Below are 15,189 nucleotides of genomic sequence, written 5' to 3' on the forward strand. Positions count from 1 at the left end.
TCCTTATTTTTCCTGCCAGCTAAAACGACGCGCCAGCAACAGCAGCGCCTGCTCCAGCATCAGCCCCACCACGCCGATAATGACGATGGCGATAATGATGTTTTCGACGTTAAGGTTGTTCCACTCATTCCAGATCCAGAAGCCGATGCCCAGGCCGCCGGTCAGCATTTCGGCGGCGACAATCACCAGCCAGGCGATGCCGATGGACAACCGCACGCCGGTTAAAATAGCGGGCAGCACCGCCGGGAACAGAATGCGGCGCATCACCGTCCATTCGGAGAGTTGCAGCACTCGCGCCACGTTGAGGTAGTCATCCGGGATGCGGCGCACCCCGTCGGCGGTGTTGATCACCATCGGCCAGATCGAGCAGATAAAAATGGTCCAACTGGATGCCGGTTCGGCGCGCTGGAACAGCAGCAAGCCGATGGGCAGCCAGGCCAGCGGGCTGACCGGGCGCAGCAGCGCAATCAGCGGGCCGAACATCCGGGCGAAGAACACGAAGCGACCAATCAAAAAACCGAGCGGAATGCCCACCAGCGCCGCCAGCCCGAAGCCGATGCCGACGCGCTGTAATGACGCCAGCACGTTCCAGCCGATGCCCTGATCGTTGGGCCCTTCACGGTAGAACGGGTCGGCGAACAGGGTCAGCGCAGAATCCAGGGTGCTGAGCGGGCCGGGAAAGCCTTTGCTGTTGATGGACACCAGTTGCCAGGCCACCAGCGCCAGCCCTAAACCCAGCAGCCCCGGCAGCAGGCGCTGCACCAGATTGTTGGCGACGACGCGCAGCGCCGGATGGCGTTTGCGCACCTGCACCGGCGGCAGCGCGATCACCTCCGCGCCAATCACTTCTGACGTGACAACGTCACTTTTAGTCACCGTTTGCTGTTTCATGCTTTGCTCCCCTGATGCGAAATGTCGAAGCTGGCGGCGTAAGACGCCGGGTCCGCGCCGTTCCAGATTTTGCCGTCGAGCAGACGGCTACTGCGCATGACTTCATTCGGCAGGCTGACGCCCGTGGCAGTCGCGGCCTGCTGGTAGATATCGGTGCGGTTGATACGTTGGGCGATGGCCTGATAATCCGGCTCCTGTTTCAGTAATCCCCAGCGGCGGAACTGAGTCAGGAACCAGATGCCGTCGGACAGCCACGGATAGCTCACTTCGCCATCGCGGAAGAACTGCATTGCGTGGCGGTCCTGCCAGCGGCGGCCCGCGCCGTTGTCGTAGTCGCCGAGCATCCGGCCCGTGAGGTACTGCTCTTTGGTATTCAGATACGCGCGTTTCGCCAGCACCCGGGCGGTTTCCCGGCGGTTGTCGTCGCTGGCGTCGATCCAGCGCGCCGCGTCGAGGACCGCCGACACCAGCGCCCGGGCGGTATTGGGATGTTGCTCCACCCAGTCGTGACGGCAGCCAAGCACTTTTTCCGGGTGATCCGGCCAGATATCCTGGGTGGTGGCGGCGGTAAAGCCGATGCGGTCGTTGATCGCCCGGGCGTTCCAGGGTTCGCCGACACAAAATCCCACCATGTTGCCGATACGCATGTTCATTACCATCTGCGGCGGCGGCACCACCACGGTGCGCACGTCGGTAAAGGGGTTGATGCCTTCGGATGCCAGCCAGTAATAGAGCCACATGGCGTGGGTGCCGGTCGGGAAGGTATGGGCGAAGGTGTAACTGCCCGGCGCGGACTGGCGCAGGTAGCCCGGCAGATCGCTCAACGCGCGCACGCCTTTATCCAGCAGATCGGTGGAGAGCGTGATCGCCTGGCCGTTGTTGTTGAGGGTCATCAGGCTCGCCATGGCCTGCTTTTTCCCGGCGATGCCCAGCTCCAGCCCGTACACCATGCCGTACAGAATGTGGGCCGCGTCCAGTTCGCCGTAGACCAGCTTGTCGCGCACCGCCGCCCAGCTCGCCTCTTTACTGAGGTTGAGTTTGATGCCATAGCGGGCATCGAAGCCTTTTACCGATGCCATGACCAGCGGCGCGCAGTCGGTCAGCGGGATAAACCCGACGTTAACCTGCTGGCGCTCCGGCTGGTCAGAGCCTGCTGCCCAGACGCTGCTTGCCAGCCCCGGCATCATTAAAACGCTGCCCAGTGCGGCTCCCGCCTGGATAAAGCGGCGGCGGGAAAGCCCTCGTTGTGTTTCGCTCATGGCTGCTCCAATAAAAAAGGCGTCCAACAATGCGTGAACATTGCGGGACGCCTTTATCCTCATCGCCGGGAAGCCGCCGTTGGCTTCTCTGCGTTTGTGTTGTGGTCAGTAAAATATTTGCAATTGCTGTGCCAGATTTTCAGGCCGTGAAAGCCGCGGTTTCAGCGGTTTTTTGTAAGCCAGCGCACCATAAGTTGACACGGTCTGCCCTGCAGGTGTGCAGCTAACTCTTTGGAGTGACTGACCACAGCGACGCGCTGAGCAGCAGTGAACGGGCGATATCCACCATCCGCTGGTTCTGGTTCATGGCGAGTTTACGCAGTTGCTGCCAGGCCAGTTCTTCGCTGATGCCCTGATGGTTCATCAGCAGGCTTTTGGCTTTGTCGATGGTTTTGCGCTCTTCAAGCGTTTCCTGAAGCGAGGTCAGCTCACGGCTGAGTTTTTCCAGTTCACGCGCCTGCTGGCGCACCAGCGGAAGCAAATGACGCTCCACCGGCGCGGCGATGACGCTGCTCTGCTGCACCACCCATGCGGCAAACGCCGTTTCACCGGTTTGCGCGTCCTGCACAGTATGTTGTAACGAAAGTTGCCCGACGGCGCACAGCCTGTCGATAAGCCTGGTTTCAATCAGCCGCAGCGCGTCGAGGCGCTGGGTCTGGATATCAAACCAGCGTGCCGCCGACTGCGGGTTAGCCGGAATGCGGGTGCAGGCTTCGCGACGCATCTGTTCGATATCCCGGGTCGCCTCGGCGGTCTCGCGGAATAGCGCTGCCTGAGCCGGTTCCGCCAGTGACAGGAAAGTGGAAAAGCTGTGTTGCTGCGCGTCGATGCGGTCCACCAGCATCTGGCGCAGCGCGGCGTCGAATTCGCCACGGGTAAAGCCAATCGCCCCCACCGCCCGCTCCTGCCCGACCCACTCTTTGCCCTGCATCAGGCTGTACAACGCGGTCAGCGCCTGGGCGACCTGCGGATCGCTTATCGCCTCGTTGGCTTGCGGGATAATCTCCATCAGCGGTTGCACGGTGCGGTTAAAGCGCTCCATGGCCTGCTCGGGGGGGATGCGCGCGGCGTGGATCTCTTCGCGCAACGCGCTTAATCCTTCCAGAAACCAGAGCGCGCAGGCCAGCTTCGCCGCCGCGTTGCCGTTCATCATGGCGTGGTGTTCCATTAGCCACTGCTGGAAAGCGGCCAGCGCCTCATCCACCCGCTGCGCACTGTGCTGCAACTGCGGACCAAACAGCGCGCCCCTGGAACAGAGCCAGACGTTAGACGCGCCGCGCTCGCGCTGAAGCGCATGCACCAGTTGGCTTATCCGCGTGGCGAATTCACCCAGCCGGGCGAGATGCTGTAACTGCTGCTGTTGCTGGCGACGGGTATAGTGAAACCATTCCAGCGCGGATTGCGGGCGTGGCGCCTGTTGATTCATGTCATACTCCCGAAGTCATTACCGCTTTACTCTACGTAGCCTTTAACAAAGCAATAACCATGCCCAAACGGCAAAGGAGTTAACGTGCAAAAAATCGTGATTATCGCCAACGGCGCGGCCTACGGCAGCGAGTCGCTGTTTAACAGCCTGCGTCTGGCTATCGCCCTGCGCGAACAGCAGGACGACATCAGCCTGAAACTGTTTTTGATGTCTGACGCGGTGACGGCGGGTATTCGCGGCCAGAAACCGGCGGAAGGCTATAACATCCAGCAGATGCTGGAGATCCTTACCGCCCAGAACGTGCCGGTGAAGCTGTGTAAAACCTGCACCGACGGACGCGGCGTGACCGGGCTGCCGCTGATTGACGGCGTCGAGATCGGCACGCTGGTGGAGCTGGCGCAGTGGACGCTGGCAGCGGACAAAGTCCTGACCTTCTGATGGCTGCTCTGCCGTATGCTCCCCGCTACGGCAGTTTCCAGAATTTCCCGCTCCGGTTGTTTACTTTTCAGGCGCAAACCTTTCGCCAGGCAATGAATTGCGGGCATTTATAACTAAAGTTTAATGATTACGAAATTCGTTGATCAAAGTCAGCATCTGCGCCCTCCCTCTTTGGTGTTATGCATAAGCGTGATTTGTGAACAGAGTCACGTACTGGGTAGTCTTTTTCATGGCAGAGGGTAAAGAGATGGCGATGGTAAAAACGAGTCTGACGTTGTTTGGCGGGGATACGGTGGTGGTGCGCTGTTCCGATTCTTGTCACATTCATTTGATGAGCGCGAAAGGCGCTGCCAGCAGTACGGCGGATATTCTCAGCGTGCAAAACCGCAAGCACGCTTATCTCACCGTTCCCTACAGCGGTACCTGGAACGTGCTGATCGACAGTCACAGCCAGTCGCTGGAGCACTCCATCAGCTACGTCCCCGCCTGAGTTCAGGCAAACCCCAGCTGCCAGTTCGCGTCGGACTGGGGCGCCTGCAATGCGCGAACCGCACTAATCAGTTCATCTAACGTCGGATCGCGCATTCCCAATTTGTTAAGTTCCTGCTCCAGAGAAAACAGATACTGGGCGTTGGTGCCAAGCGGGCCGCTGGCGGCGGCGATCAGCGGCGCGATAATCGCGGCGCGGGTGTCGGATTCGTACAGCGAGTGGCGCGGGTCCATAATAAACACCAGCGCGTTGACGGTGCGGCCATCGTCCAGCTCAAGCTTGCACCAGGTGGGCAGATAGCAGCCGGTGATCATTTCGCGCTTCCACAACAGCTCCAGCTCCTGATCCAGCGTCGCTTCCGGCAGACGATACGCCACGCCGGTGGTGCGGCCGCCCTCTTTCAGCGCCAGCATCCGGCCCGGCTGGCAGGCGGTGCCGCGGCCCGCGGTTAAGCGCAGGCAAAACGCCCGGTGCCAGCCCGGCAGCGTACCGGTGGCGGACTCTTCATACTCCAGCGCCGGGTTCCACATCAGCGAACCGTAACCAAAAATCCACACCGGGCCTTCGTCAGGCCGACAGGCCAGCGTTGCCGCAAGGGATGCCGCGCGCTGCTCAGAAGACCACAATAACGATTCCTCAATGGCTCCAAAAGCCGTCTTACAATCCGCTTTCATTAAGAAATCACGTGTTAACACTTTATACCTCCGCCACTGCCACTCTTCCCTGATTACCGCTTACCCTGTCTGCTGTTCATTTCGAAAGCAATTATCAGCAGACGATAGGCAATTAACCCAACGCTGGCAAGAGTTGAAAAATTGATTTGGCACAAATTCGGAGATTTAAAGGCGGTTTTGCAGGGCGCTGACGCTGCAACGCCCTGGATTATCAAGCGATTAGGGGTGGGTTTATTTTTTCTTATGCCACTTTTCATCGTCGCCTTTTTGGTAATCATGTTTTACCGCAGCCCAGGCCACGCGGTGCGCGGTCTCTTCACGGCTGGCGTCGCCGCGCCGGTCATCCGCATCTTTATACTGATCCCAGGCGCTGTTAAACGCTTCTTTATAGATATCCTGAGCGTGGGCGGGCAGGACGTTGGTGACGTTTTCGGGTAAGTCGCTACGTGATTTATACGGCATACGAACCTCTCTTTTTCAGGGACAACGTCAAAGTGTGGAACAGGTTGCCGGGGTTTGCCAGTCAACAGGATAAGTGTCAGAACCTTCTTATTAATTGATTGTTAGTTAAATGAATTCTAAACAAGATAGTGACTTATTGCCTTCTGAGGTTAAAAACCGCTACAGGCCGTAAAACTTCGTAAATATTCCCGGTTGCCCTGTGGTTTTTTGCTATTTTAGTGACCTTTCTCACAATGACTATAATGATAACACCTGCTTCTCTGGAGTAATAAAATGACAAAAACGGTACATGAGGCGGTGAAAACCCGCCATAAGGAGTCCTCTCTCATTTTCCCGGTGATAGCACTGGCGGTGCTGGCATTTTGGGGAGCCAGCCAGTCGCTGCCAGTGGTGATCGGCATCAATGCGCTGGCGCTGGTTGCGATCCTGAGCAGCGCATTTAGCGTGGTGCGCCACGCGGATGTGCTGGCACATCGCCTGGGCGAACCTTACGGCTCGCTGATCCTCAGCCTTTCGGTAGTTATTCTTGAAGTCAGTCTGATTTCCGCGCTCATGGCGACCGGCGATGCCGCGCCCACCCTGATGCGCGACACGCTTTACTCCATCATTATGATCGTCACCGGCGGCCTGGTGGGGTTTGCGCTGTTACTGGGCGGGCGTAAATTTGCCACCCAGCATGTGAATCTGTTCGGTATTAAACAGTATTTGATCGCCCTGTTCCCGCTGGCGGTGATTGTGCTGGTGTTCCCGATGGCGCTGCCAGAGGCCAACTTCACGGTGGGCCAGTCGATTCTGGTGGCGCTGATTTCCGCCGCCATGTACGGGGTGTTTTTGATTATCCAGACCAAAACCCATCAGAGCCTGTTTGTCTACGAGCATGAAGACGAAGGCGACGATGACGACCCGCATCACGGCAAACCGTCCGCGCACAGCAACCTGTGGCATGCGGCCTGGCTGGTGATACATCTGATCGCGGTGATTGCGGTAACCAAAATGAACGCCAGCCCGCTGGAGTCGCTACTGACCACGCTGAATGCGCCGGTGGCCTTTACCGGCTTCCTGGTGGCGCTGCTGATCCTCTCTCCGGAAGGATTAGGGGCGATTAAAGCGGTAATGAACAATCAGGTGCAGCGCGCCATGAATCTGTTTTTCGGTTCGGTGCTGGCGACCATCTCCCTGACGGTGCCGACGGTCACGCTGATTGCGATCCTTACCGGCAACGAGCTGATTTTCGGCCTCGGCGCGCCGGAGATGATTGTGATGCTGGCCTCGCTGGTGCTGTGCCAGATTTCGTTCTCCACCGGGCGCACCAATGTGCTCAACGGCACCGCCCATCTGGCGCTGTTCGCCGCCTATCTGATGACCATCTTCGCCTGATCGGGCAAACAAAAATGCCCTGCAAATTGCAGGGCATTTTTTTATCACAACGGGAAATTAGTTTTCCGTGTCCAGCTCTTCGAAGCTCTTAACCAGGTCGTCAATCGCTTTCATCTGTTTGAGGAACGGCTCCAGTTTAGCCAGCGGCAGCGCGGACGGGCCGTCGCATTTAGCGTTGGCTGGGTCCGGATGCGCTTCGATAAACAGACCGGCGATGCCGACTGCGATACCAGCGCGCGCCAGTTCAGTCACCTGGCCGCGACGGCCGCCAGACGCCGCGCCGAACGGGTCGCGGCACTGCAGGGCGTGGGTCACGTCGAAGATCACCGGCGAGTTGCCAGAGACTTTCTTCATCACGTTGAAGCCGAGCATATCCACAACCAGGTTGTCGTAACCGAAGTTGCTGCCGCGATCGCACAGGATCACTTTGTCGTTGCCGCCTTCAATGAACTTGTCGACGATGTTGCCGACCTGGCCTGGGCTGACGAACTGCGGTTTTTTGACGTTGATCACCGCGCCGGTTTTCGCCATCGCTTCCACCAGATCGGTCTGACGAGCCAGGAACGCCGGCAACTGGATCACGTCAACCACATCGGCCACTGGCTGCGCCTGAGAGGCTTCGTGAACGTCGGTAATCACTTTCACGCCAAAAGTCTGCTTCAGCTCCTGGAAGATTTTCATCCCTTCTTCAAGGCCCGGTCCGCGATAGGAGTGAATCGACGAGCGGTTCGCTTTATCAAAGGAAGCTTTGAATACGTAAGGGATACCCAGTTTGTCAGTGACGGTGACGTAATGTTCGCAGATGCGCATCGCCAGGTCGCGCGATTCCAGAACGTTCATACCGCCAAACAGAACGAACGGCAGGTCGTTCGCTACCTTGATATCGCCAATACTCACCACTTTTTGTTTCATACGTTCGCCTTATCAGGTGTAAATCAGAAACGTGCTGCTCTTAATGCAGGGTAATCTGTTTGTGAGAAATCGAATTAATTTGCGCCCGGATCATTTCGCTGATCGGGTCTTCAGGGCACTGTTCGACGAAATAGCTCAGGTCGGTCAACGCCACATGGTCGCAATCAAGCTGGGCGTAGATCAGCCCGCGATCGCGAATTTCATACGGATCTTCCGGGTTGAACTGCAACAGCGCTTCACTGGTGCGCAGCGCCAACAGCATCTGCCGCTCTTCCATCAGCGCCGATTTCAGGGTGTCGAGCAGTTTGCGGATCACTTCAGCGTTTTCGGACTCCTCAAGGTCGTCCACATACAGCTCCGCCACCGGGCTGATGTTGCCTTTGAGCCATACCTCCAGGGTATGTTCGTCAAGCGTTTCGCCGTTAAACGGGTTAATCAACCACATTTCGCCATCCATCCAGTCGGCGCGCAGGATCAGCTGGGTCGGGAAAATCACCGGCATCAGCGGAATATCCAGCTGTTCGGCCACCCACAGCAGAATCGCCCCCAGCGCGACGGCGCTGCCCTGGCGGTTTTCCAGCACTTTATCCAGCCACAGCGCATCGGACAGCTTGTAGATGCCCCGGGAATCCTGGAAGCCCCACTCGCCGTAAAACAGCGCCAGCAGTTTCTCCAGCTGGATATCCTGATGTAGCCCGCCGCTGATCTCTTCACGTGCGAGCGCCACCAGCGACTGCAGCCGATCGTAGACGTCCTGCGTCGGGAAGTCCTCGCGGATCAGCTGGGAAATCAAAATCATGCCGTCACATAACGGCGCTTTATTAAACTCGAAATCGGCTAACGACTTCATACAAACCCCAATAACGGTATCTTGGTGGTGGCCAGCTTAATCACTATATAAATGACCACCAGGCCCAGCAGAAAGGCTATCCAGCGTACCTGCTGGCTACGCGGGCGTTTGCCCAGCGCGATAAAACCTAAAACGATGTAGATGATAACGCCAAAAAGCTTCTCAGTCAGCCATGCGGCTTGTGGGGTGAAGGGGTAGAAATGGGTGATCATCACCAGCGCCACGCCCGTCGCCAGCAGCAGCGTATCGTTCACGTGCGGGACAATCCGCACCCAGCGTTTGGTCGACATGGCTGAACCGCGATATTGCCACCAGTAGCGCAGAATAAACAGACTCACGGAAAGGAATGCGGTGAGAATATGCACGTGCTTAAGCGCAAAATAAGTGGCCATGACTTACTCCTGTGAGGTTATTTGTCCTGTGGTCAGGCGTTCATTGCCGCCATAATCCAGATGGGTTTCTACTGCCAAAAATCCTGCCTGATGAAACAAGGCGCGCACCGCTTCGCCCTGCTGCCAGCCGTGCTCCAGCACCAGCCAACCGCCGGGTTCCAGAAACCCGCGCGCTTCACGAATTAAATGGTCGATATCGGCAAGCCCCGCATCGGGCGCCACCAGCGCGGACAGCGGCTCAAAGCGCACATCGCCCTGCCGGAGGTGCTCATCTTCGCTGTCGATATACGGGGGATTGCTGACAATAAGCTGAAAGCGTTGGCCCTGAACGGCGCTAAACCAGTCGCTTTGCCGGATGTCGATATTGGCGATGTTGAGGCGCGCGGCGTTACGCTGCGCCAGAGCCACCGCGTCCGGCACGATATCCACCGCAACGACCTGGCAGTCCGGGCGCTCAGAAGCCAGCGCCAGCGCAATCGCGCCGGTGCCGGTGCCTAAATCGAGAATGCGGCAAGGTTCAGCGGGCAAGCGGGCCAGGGATTGTTCCACTACGCACTCGGTATCCGGGCGCGGGATCAGCGTGGCCGGAGAAACCAGTAGCGGCAGCGACCAGAACTCCCGAACGCCAGTGAGGTACGCCACCGGTTCTCCTGCCGCGCGCCGGGCTAACAGCGCATCAAGCTCAGCGAGTTGCGCCTCGGATAGCGGCGTTTCGCCGAAGGCCAGAATATAGGTGCGCGCTTTGCCGGTTACCAGGCCCAGCAGGATCTCCGCGTCGCGACGCGGAGATTCGCTATCCACTAAACGTGCGGCGGCCTGCCGTAACCAGTGCTGAAATTCCATTATTCCTGCTCGGAGAGTGCGGCGAGCTGATCGGCCTGGTATTCCTGAACGATAGGTTCGATCAGCATATCCAGTTTGCCTTCCATCACTTCATCCAGACGGTACACCGTCAGGTTGATGCGGTGGTCGGTGACGCGGCCCTGCGGGAAGTTATACGTGCGGTTGCGATCGCTGCGATCGCCGCTGCCCAGCAGGTTGCGGCGCGTTGACGCTTCCGCCTGCTGACGTTTGGCCATTTCCGCCGCGTGGATGCGCGCGCCCAGTACCGACAGCGCTTTGGCTTTGTTTTTGTGCTGGGAACGTTCGTCCTGGCACTCCACCACGATGCCGGTCGGCAGGTGCGTGATGCGGATAGCCGAGTCGGTGGTGTTAACGTGCTGACCGCCCGCCCCTGAAGAACGGAAGGTGTCGATACGCAAATCCGCCGGGTTGATATCCGGCAGCTCGGCTTCCGGCAGTTCCGGCATCACCGCCACGGTACAGGCGGAAGTGTGGATGCGGCCCTGGGATTCGGTAGCCGGGACGCGCTGGACGCGGTGGCCGCCGGATTCAAATTTCAGACGGCCATAGACGCCGTCGCCACTGATTTTGGCGATCACCTCTTTATAACCGCCGTGCTCACCGTCGTTGGCGCTCATGATCTCGACCCGCCAGCGGCGCGATTCGGCGTAGCGGCTGTACATGCGGAACAGATCCCCGGCAAACAGCCCGGCTTCGTCGCCGCCGGTTCCGGCGCGGACTTCGACAAACGCGTTGCGCTCATCATCCGGGTCTTTCGGTAGCAGCAGAACCTGTAATTCCTGCTCCAGCTGTTCGCTTTTCTGTTTCGCTTCGCTTAACTCTTCCTGCGCCATATCGCGCATTTCCGGATCATCCAACAGCATCTGCGCCGTTTCGATGTCTTCCTGAACCTGTTGCCAGAGCAAAAAACAGCGCGATACATCGCTCAACTGTGCGTATTCACGGGAGAGCGCGCGAAAGCGATCCTGATCCGCGATAGTCGCAGCATCGCCAAGCAGGGCCTGAACTTCTTCGTGGCGCTCCTGCAAGGCTTCTAGTTTGGCAACGATAGAAGGCTTCATAGGCGGTGTTTCACCTTATAATCTGTATTGTTGTGCTACTCCAGCCCAAGGCTGTTGCGCAGAATATGCAGGCGATCGTCATCGCCGTCACGGGCGGCCTGCTGGAGAGATTTGGTTGGCGCATGGATCAGCCGGTTAGTTAACTTCCAGGCTAAATCCTGCATGATGGCTTCGGCGTCGCCGCCTTGTTGCAGCGCAGCAATGGCGCGGGCGGTGAGATCGTCACGCACCTGTTCGGCCTGGCTGCGGTATTCACGAATGGTCTCACTGGCGCCCTGGGCGCGCAGCCAGGCCATAAATTCGCTGGCTTCCTGGGCTACGATGGTTTCAGCCTGCACGGCGGCGGCTTTGCGCTGCGCCAGATTGTGCTGAATGATCGATTGCAGGTCGTCCACGCTGTAGAGATAGGCGTTGGCAAGTTTGCCCACTTCCGGCTCTACGTCGCGCGGCACCGCGATATCCACCAGCAGCATCGGTTGATTGCGGCGGGCTTTTAACGCGCGCTCCACCATGCCTTTGCCGATGATCGGCAGCGGGCTGGCGGTGGAGCTGATAATAATGTCGGCCTCTTTCAGGCGTTCGTCGATTTCGCTGAGCTCAATCACATCAGCGCCCACCTCATCCGCCAGACGCTGGGCGCGCTCGCGGGTACGGTTGGCGATGATCATTTTCGAAACGTTATGTTCGCGCAGATGGCGCGCCGCCAGCTCGATGGTTTCCCCCGCGCCGACCAGCAGCACGGTGACTTTCGAAAGGGATTCAAAGATTTGCCGCGCCAGGGTACAGGCGGCGAAAGCCACCGATACCGCGCTGGCGCCGATTTCAGTTTCGGTACGCACCCGTTTGGCGACGGAGAACGACTTCTGGAACATGCGCTCCAGTTCGCTGGACTGGGTATGCCCACGCTGGGAATCCGAAAAGGCTTTTTTCACCTGACCGAGAATTTGCGGCTCGCCGAGCACCAGCGAATCCAGCCCGCTGGCCACGCGCATCAGATGGCTGACGGCGTCGTTGTCATGATGCCAGTACAGGCTGTTGCGCACTTCGGCTTCATCGAGCTGGTGGTAATCGCACAGCCAGCGCACCAGCCGTTCGTGGAGATCATCCTGCTGCTCAACGCTTAAATAGAGTTCGGTACGATTACATGTAGAAAGCACCACCCCACCCTGCACCATCGGCTGCGCCAGCAGACTTTCCAGCGCCTGGTCGAGCGTTTCCGGCGAAAACGTAACGCGTTCTCGCAGTGAAATCGGGGCCGTTTTATGGTTGATGCCGAGTGCTAAAAGGGTCATGTGTGCGGGAATAGTACCAGCGTTGATAAGGTTGAACATGGCGCATCATACAGGATACGCTGGGTCAATAAAAGAGAAGTACCTCTTTTGAATCAATCGGCGAACCGATCATTTAAGATAACTTGACCGTAGACGCATTTCTCGCTGACAGCTAGCATGAAAGGTTATCAAGCTAACCTACTTTCAAGGATTTGCCGCTACCATGATTCGCTCCCCGTTCCCGCTCGTCCGTCTTTTACCGCTGGCAAGCCTGATCTTAACGGCCTGTGCCGTGACAACCCCGAAAGGCCCGGGTAAAAGCCCCGATTCGCCGCAGTGGCAGCAGCATCAGCAGCAGGTCGCGAAGATTTCCCAGTATCAGACCCGCGGCGCGTTCGCGTATCTCTCTGACCGCCAAAAAGTGTATGCGCGCTTTTTCTGGCAGCAAACCGGCCAGGATCGTTATCGCCTGCTGCTGACCAATCCGCTGGGTAGCACCGAGCTGGAGCTGAACGCGCAGCCGGGCGTGGTGCAACTGGTGGATAACAAAGGCCAACGTTACACCGATACCGACGCCGAAGAGATGATCGGCAAACTGACCGGGATGCCGATCCCGCTCAACAGCCTGCGCCAGTGGATCCTGGGTATTCCGGGAGACGCCACCGATTACAAACTGGATGAAAACTATCGCCTGCGCGAGCTGAACTACAGCCAGAACGGTAAAAACTGGACCGTGACCTATGGCGGTTACGACACCACCACCCAGCCGGCGCTGCCCTCTAACATGGAGCTGCGCGAAGGCGATCAGCGCATCAAGTTGAAGATGGATAGCTGGACGGTGAAATAATGCGTCGCTGGCCCTCTCCTGCAAAACTGAACCTGTTTTTATATATCACTGGCCGTCGCCCCGACGGCTATCACGATCTCCAGACGCTGTTTCAGTTTCTGGATTATGGCGACACGCTGGATATCGAGGCGCGCGCTGACGACCAAATCCGGCTACTGACCCCGGTGGACGGCGTGGCTGATGAAGAAAACCTGATCGTGCGCGCCGCGCGGATGCTGGCCGCCCAGGCGCGCGACAACGGCTTTACCGGGCCGCTGGGCGCGGATATCGCTATTGATAAACACCTGCCGATGGGCGGCGGGTTGGGCGGCGGGTCGTCCAACGCCGCAACGACCCTGGTGGCGCTGAATCATTTATGGAAAACCGGCTTTAGCGATGAGCAACTGGCGCATCTTGGCGTGAAGCTTGGGGCGGATGTACCGGTATTCGTTCGCGGTCGTGCGGCTTTCGCCGAGGGCGTGGGCGAGCGGCTGACCTTCGTCGAGCCGGAGGAAAAATGGTATCTGGTGACACATCCCGGCGAGAGCATTTCGACGCCGGTGATTTTCGGCGATGCGGATTTGCCGCGAAACACCCCGCAACGACCGCTGGAAGCGTTACTAAAATGTGAATTCAGCAATGATTGCGAGGTTATCGCAAGAAAACGTTTTCGTAAGGTTGATGCCGCGCTTTCCTGGCTGTTAGAATACGCGCCGTCGCGCCTGACTGGCACAGGGGCCTGTGTATTTGCTGAATTTGACACAGAGTCTGCTGCTCGCCAGGTGCTTAAGCAAGCCCCGGAATGGCTGCATGGCTTTGTCGCCAGGGGAGTTAACCGCTCTCCGCTGCATCAAGCGCTTGACGCCGCCCTTGACGCCTCATGCGCAAATTCCGGGCATACTGAGTAATGGTGACAACGTCACCCTGTTCCAGATGTTGCGCCATGCTCTTTAAATACACCGCCTGGATGGCGAGCTTCACCCGCTTAGATGCCGTCATCCACCACTGGACGCATGCCTGAGGTTCTTCTCGTGCCTGATATGAAGCTTTTTGCTGGTAACGCCACCCCGGAACTAGCACAACGTATTGCCAACCGCCTGTACACTTCCCTCGGCGACGCTGCTGTCGGTCGCTTTAGCGACGGCGAAGTCAGCGTACAAATTAATGAAAATGTACGCGGTGGTGATATTTTCATCATCCAGTCCACCTGTGCCCCCACCAACGACAACCTGATGGAACTGGTTGTGATGGTAGATGCCCTGCGTCGCGCTTCCGCAGGCCGTATTACCGCTGTGATCCCCTACTTTGGCTATGCCCGTCAGGACCGCCGTGTGCGCTCCGCGCGTGTGCCGATCACCGCAAAAGTGGTTGCTGATTTCCTGTCGAGCGTCGGCGTTGACCGCGTCCTGACGGTGGACCTGCACGCAGAACAGATCCAGGGCTTCTTTGATGTGCCGGTAGACAACGTCTTCGGTAGCCCGATTCTGCTCGAAGATATGATCCAGAAGAACCTCGACAACCCGATCGTGGTTTCCCCGGATATCGGCGGCGTAGTGCGCGCGCGCGCTATCGCTAAACTGCTCAACGATACCGACATGGCGATCATCGACAAACGCCGTCCGCGCGCTAACGTCTCCCAGGTGATGCACATCATCGGCGACGTGGCTGACCGCGACTGCGTGATGGTTGACGACATGATCGATACCGGCGGCACCCTGTGCAAAGCGGCGGAAGCGCTGAAAGAGCGCGGCGCGAAACGCGTCTTCGCTTACGCCACCCACCCGATTTTCTCCGGCAACGCAGTGGAAAACATCAAGAACTCCGTGATCGACGAGTTCATCGTATGTGACACCATTCCGCTGGCACCGGAAATTAAAGCGCTGGAAAAAGTTCGCACTCTGACCCTTTCCGGCATGCTGGCAGAAGCGATTCGTCGTATCAGCAACGAAGAATCCATTTCTGCAATGTTCGAACATTGATAGACATGCGTTCAGAA

General features: G+C 58.1%; 17 protein-coding genes. 6 read left to right on the forward strand and 11 right to left on the reverse strand.

What is annotated here, in order from left to right:
* Nucleotides 1-3: 3 nt before the first annotated feature.
* The 3 genes from ntrB to FHW74_RS17215 form a co-directional block, all read right to left on the reverse strand.
* Nucleotides 4-891 carry a nitrate ABC transporter permease gene (gene ntrB / locus FHW74_RS17205; RefSeq protein WP_183171588.1) on the reverse strand — a complete coding sequence of 296 codons (888 nt, stop codon included), beginning with the start codon at nucleotides 889-891 and terminating at the stop codon, nucleotides 4-6.
* Nucleotides 888-2,150 carry a CmpA/NrtA family ABC transporter substrate-binding protein gene (locus FHW74_RS17210; RefSeq protein ID WP_183171589.1) on the reverse strand — a complete coding sequence of 421 codons (1,263 nt, stop codon included), beginning with the start codon at nucleotides 2,148-2,150 and terminating at the stop codon, nucleotides 888-890. The genes ntrB and FHW74_RS17210 overlap by 4 nt, the downstream gene beginning before the upstream one ends.
* Before the next feature lie 223 nt (nucleotides 2,151-2,373).
* Nucleotides 2,374-3,576 (reverse strand): nitrate regulatory protein, encoded by a 1,203-nt coding sequence (locus FHW74_RS17215; protein ID WP_183171590.1) that lies wholly within the window; start codon nucleotides 3,574-3,576, stop codon nucleotides 2,374-2,376.
* Nucleotides 3,577-3,660: 84 nt separating this feature from the next.
* Here FHW74_RS17215 and FHW74_RS17220 point away from each other — a divergent pair, with 84 nt between their 5' ends.
* Both FHW74_RS17220 and FHW74_RS17225 read left to right on the forward strand, forming a co-directional pair.
* Entirely contained in the window at nucleotides 3,661-4,014 is a 354-nt protein-coding gene (locus FHW74_RS17220; RefSeq protein ID WP_183171591.1) for a DsrE/DsrF/TusD sulfur relay family protein, read from the forward strand.
* A 247-nt stretch (nucleotides 4,015-4,261) separates the two neighbouring features.
* Complete coding sequence (locus tag FHW74_RS17225; RefSeq protein WP_161659084.1) at nucleotides 4,262-4,504, forward strand: DUF1883 domain-containing protein; 243 nt, start codon at nucleotides 4,262-4,264, stop codon at nucleotides 4,502-4,504.
* A gap of 2 nt (nucleotides 4,505-4,506) precedes the next feature.
* Here the strand turns inward: FHW74_RS17225 and FHW74_RS17230 are convergent, their stop codons facing one another.
* Together FHW74_RS17230 and chaB are read right to left on the reverse strand one after the other, a co-directional pair.
* Nucleotides 4,507-5,199, reverse strand: coding sequence for a gamma-glutamylcyclotransferase (locus FHW74_RS17230; RefSeq protein WP_183171592.1), 693 nt, complete (start codon nucleotides 5,197-5,199; stop codon nucleotides 4,507-4,509).
* 210 nt (nucleotides 5,200-5,409) lie between these two features.
* On the reverse strand, nucleotides 5,410-5,640 hold the full coding sequence (chaB, locus tag FHW74_RS17235) for a putative cation transport regulator ChaB (protein WP_144129267.1): 231 nt from the start codon (nucleotides 5,638-5,640) through the stop codon (nucleotides 5,410-5,412).
* Between the two features lie 273 nt (nucleotides 5,641-5,913).
* Between chaB and chaA the strand changes: the two genes are divergently transcribed.
* On the forward strand, nucleotides 5,914-7,017 hold the full coding sequence (gene chaA / locus FHW74_RS17240; protein WP_183171593.1) for a sodium-potassium/proton antiporter ChaA: 1,104 nt from the start codon (nucleotides 5,914-5,916) through the stop codon (nucleotides 7,015-7,017).
* A gap of 57 nt (nucleotides 7,018-7,074) precedes the next feature.
* Here the strand turns inward: chaA and kdsA are convergent, their stop codons facing one another.
* From kdsA to hemA, 6 genes are read right to left on the reverse strand one after another with little or no spacing between them, the layout of a single operon-like run.
* Nucleotides 7,075-7,929: a 3-deoxy-8-phosphooctulonate synthase gene (gene kdsA, locus FHW74_RS17245; protein ID WP_183171594.1), complete on the reverse strand. Its 855-nt coding sequence runs from the start codon at nucleotides 7,927-7,929 to the stop codon at nucleotides 7,075-7,077.
* Nucleotides 7,930-7,969: 40 nt separating this feature from the next.
* On the reverse strand, nucleotides 7,970-8,779 hold the full coding sequence (gene sirB1 / locus FHW74_RS17250) for an invasion regulator SirB1 (protein WP_183171595.1): 810 nt from the start codon (nucleotides 8,777-8,779) through the stop codon (nucleotides 7,970-7,972).
* Nucleotides 8,776-9,171 (reverse strand): SirB2 family protein, encoded by a 396-nt coding sequence (locus FHW74_RS17255; RefSeq protein ID WP_183171596.1) that lies wholly within the window; start codon nucleotides 9,169-9,171, stop codon nucleotides 8,776-8,778. Before FHW74_RS17255 ends, sirB1 begins: the two co-directional genes overlap by 4 nt.
* 3 nt (nucleotides 9,172-9,174) lie before the next feature.
* Nucleotides 9,175-10,014: a peptide chain release factor N(5)-glutamine methyltransferase gene (gene prmC / locus FHW74_RS17260; RefSeq protein ID WP_183171597.1), complete on the reverse strand. Its 840-nt coding sequence runs from the start codon at nucleotides 10,012-10,014 to the stop codon at nucleotides 9,175-9,177.
* A complete protein-coding gene (gene prfA / locus FHW74_RS17265; protein WP_183171598.1) occupies nucleotides 10,014-11,096 on the reverse strand; it encodes a peptide chain release factor 1 in 1,083 nt (360 codons plus the stop codon). Before prfA ends, prmC begins: the two co-directional genes overlap by 1 nt.
* Nucleotides 11,097-11,131: 35 nt before the next feature.
* A complete protein-coding gene (gene hemA / locus FHW74_RS17270; protein ID WP_183171599.1) occupies nucleotides 11,132-12,388 on the reverse strand; it encodes a glutamyl-tRNA reductase in 1,257 nt (418 codons plus the stop codon).
* 202 nt (nucleotides 12,389-12,590) lie between these two features.
* Here hemA and lolB point away from each other — a divergent pair, with 202 nt between their 5' ends.
* The 3 genes from lolB to prs all read left to right on the forward strand — a co-directional run bounded on the left by lolB (nucleotide 12,591) and on the right by prs (nucleotide 15,172).
* On the forward strand, nucleotides 12,591-13,214 hold the full coding sequence (lolB, locus tag FHW74_RS17275) for a lipoprotein insertase outer membrane protein LolB (RefSeq protein WP_183171600.1): 624 nt from the start codon (nucleotides 12,591-12,593) through the stop codon (nucleotides 13,212-13,214).
* A complete protein-coding gene (gene ispE, locus FHW74_RS17280; RefSeq protein WP_183171650.1) occupies nucleotides 13,211-14,101 on the forward strand; it encodes a 4-(cytidine 5'-diphospho)-2-C-methyl-D-erythritol kinase in 891 nt (296 codons plus the stop codon). The genes lolB and ispE overlap by 4 nt, the downstream gene beginning before the upstream one ends.
* A gap of 123 nt (nucleotides 14,102-14,224) precedes the next feature.
* Nucleotides 14,225-15,172, forward strand: coding sequence for a ribose-phosphate diphosphokinase (prs, locus tag FHW74_RS17285; protein WP_002437209.1), 948 nt, complete (start codon nucleotides 14,225-14,227; stop codon nucleotides 15,170-15,172).
* Nucleotides 15,173-15,189 lie beyond the last annotated feature (17 nt).

Source organism: Atlantibacter sp. RC6, from assembly GCF_014193285.1.
In the GTDB taxonomy this organism is placed as follows: domain Bacteria; phylum Pseudomonadota; class Gammaproteobacteria; order Enterobacterales; family Enterobacteriaceae; genus Atlantibacter.

Bases quoted from the DNA above. Each gene is read 5' to 3' on its own strand.
- hemA (WP_183171599.1), bottom strand. From the start codon at position 12,388: ATGACCCTTTTAGCACTCGGCATCAACCATAAAACGGCCCCGATTTCA.
- prfA (WP_183171598.1), bottom strand. From the start codon at position 11,096: ATGAAGCCTTCTATCGTTGCCAAACTAGAAGCCTTGCAGGAGCGCCAC.
- lolB (WP_183171600.1), top strand. From the start codon at position 12,591: ATGATTCGCTCCCCGTTCCCGCTCGTCCGTCTTTTACCGCTGGCAAGC.
- FHW74_RS17255 (WP_183171596.1), bottom strand. From the start codon at position 9,171: ATGGCCACTTATTTTGCGCTTAAGCACGTGCATATTCTCACCGCATTC.
- FHW74_RS17225 (WP_161659084.1), top strand. From the start codon at position 4,262: ATGGCGATGGTAAAAACGAGTCTGACGTTGTTTGGCGGGGATACGGTG.
- FHW74_RS17210 (WP_183171589.1), bottom strand. From the start codon at position 2,150: ATGAGCGAAACACAACGAGGGCTTTCCCGCCGCCGCTTTATCCAGGCG.
- chaB (WP_144129267.1), bottom strand. From the start codon at position 5,640: ATGCCGTATAAATCACGTAGCGACTTACCCGAAAACGTCACCAACGTC.
- sirB1 (WP_183171595.1), bottom strand. From the start codon at position 8,779: ATGAAGTCGTTAGCCGATTTCGAGTTTAATAAAGCGCCGTTATGTGAC.
- chaA (WP_183171593.1), top strand. From the start codon at position 5,914: ATGACAAAAACGGTACATGAGGCGGTGAAAACCCGCCATAAGGAGTCC.
- ntrB (WP_183171588.1), bottom strand. From the start codon at position 891: ATGAAACAGCAAACGGTGACTAAAAGTGACGTTGTCACGTCAGAAGTG.
- FHW74_RS17215 (WP_183171590.1), bottom strand. From the start codon at position 3,576: ATGAATCAACAGGCGCCACGCCCGCAATCCGCGCTGGAATGGTTTCAC.
- prmC (WP_183171597.1), bottom strand. From the start codon at position 10,014: ATGGAATTTCAGCACTGGTTACGGCAGGCCGCCGCACGTTTAGTGGAT.
- kdsA (WP_183171594.1), bottom strand. From the start codon at position 7,929: ATGAAACAAAAAGTGGTGAGTATTGGCGATATCAAGGTAGCGAACGAC.